Annotated in this window: 1 protein-coding gene; it reads right to left on the minus strand. The window is 45.6% G+C overall.

What is annotated here, in order from left to right; genetic code table 11:
- Positions 1 to 1,161, minus strand: a 1,161-nt coding sequence (locus R7Z41_RS23925) for a DUF4158 domain-containing protein (RefSeq protein WP_318141631.1), incomplete at its 3' end; no start/stop codon positions are given.
- Positions 1,162 to 1,267 lie beyond the last annotated feature (106 nt).

A 1,267-nucleotide genomic window follows, 5' to 3' on the forward strand; every position in this document is an offset into this window, starting at 1 on the left:
TTGCCACTGGTACTCTTCCACGGTCCGTTTCTGTTTTTTCAGGTAAAGGCAGAGGGTCTGGATATCCCTGTCATTCATGACCTTCAATGCCTGTTGTCTGACTACTGAGAAGGGTTGATTATCATCAATGTTCTCATCCACAAACAGATGCAGTAACTCTGCCGCTTTCGTGACATTGTCCGCGGCTGACTGCCAGGACAGGAACACTGCTTGTTGTGCAAAGGTGTTGGCAGCTTCTTGTTGCTTGCGGATATGGTAAATGAACCCATCAGTTAACCGTTCCAGTGCCAGTTGTATCCGCTCTGTCAGGTGACATAGCAACCATAGATGCTGCTGTGCGCGTTTGAATCGTTTGAGTTTACTACCGTAATAGTTGATGAGCTCACCGAAGTGTTGTCGATTTTTAAGAGACAGATTAAGCCCATCGATAACGCCATTGATTTGCGTGCGCCATGGCGCTAACTGATGATAAAGGGCAAGCTCTTTTTTAAGTTCAGGTACGGTCAGACTTTTTGCACCGCCTCTGAGCTGGTTCAGGCTTAGTCCGTCATCAATGGCTGTTATGCTGTCCAGAAAGACGTGAAGTTCAGGACTGGTGAGTTGATTAAGTTGGTGCGCCAGGTCTTTTCTGACCTGCTGCATCGCTCTGCTTATCAGTCTCTGGAGTACGGTGTACCTAGGGATAGCAATGCTGTGACTGGTTAGGAATTCAATAGCAGTATCAAAGAGGTAACGCGGCTCCAGCCAGGCATTGCCCACCTGAACAAGGTGGTCGAAAAGAGAATTGAAGTGCTGACTTTCGTCCCATTTGTGATAACCAGCAAGGTCTAATACTTTTGCGTAGAGTCGATCTTTTTGTTTTTGTGAGGGAGTGAATGGTCTGAGCCCCTTGCCGCCAAGCAGCTCTTTACTGATGAACATTAAATCCTTAGAAACCTGCGAGTAAGCGATATCTAGGATGACGGGCTTTGATTTGAAGTATCCCAAAATCGCGACAAAGTAACATCTATGAGCTCTGAGACGAATTGACCGAAAAACTGCCAATTCCGCATCGTTCAGAGAAAAGTACAGACGTTGTTCTTCGATTGAAAAAATGGGTGGGGAATAAAGATCTGCCTGTTCTGCTCTCGTGAGAATAGTAATTTCGTTTTTGATGGCCATATCAGGGCTGTTCCGTATTAAATGTACGATATTTACCTAATTTGCCACACTTATAAGTAGTAACCCACCTCCGCAGCCATTTATTGGTGTGGTCTACAGAGGATTA

It is taken from the genome of Vibrio sp. 1457 (assembly GCF_033340195.1).
In the GTDB taxonomy this organism is placed as follows: domain Bacteria; phylum Pseudomonadota; class Gammaproteobacteria; order Enterobacterales; family Vibrionaceae; genus Vibrio; species Vibrio alginolyticus.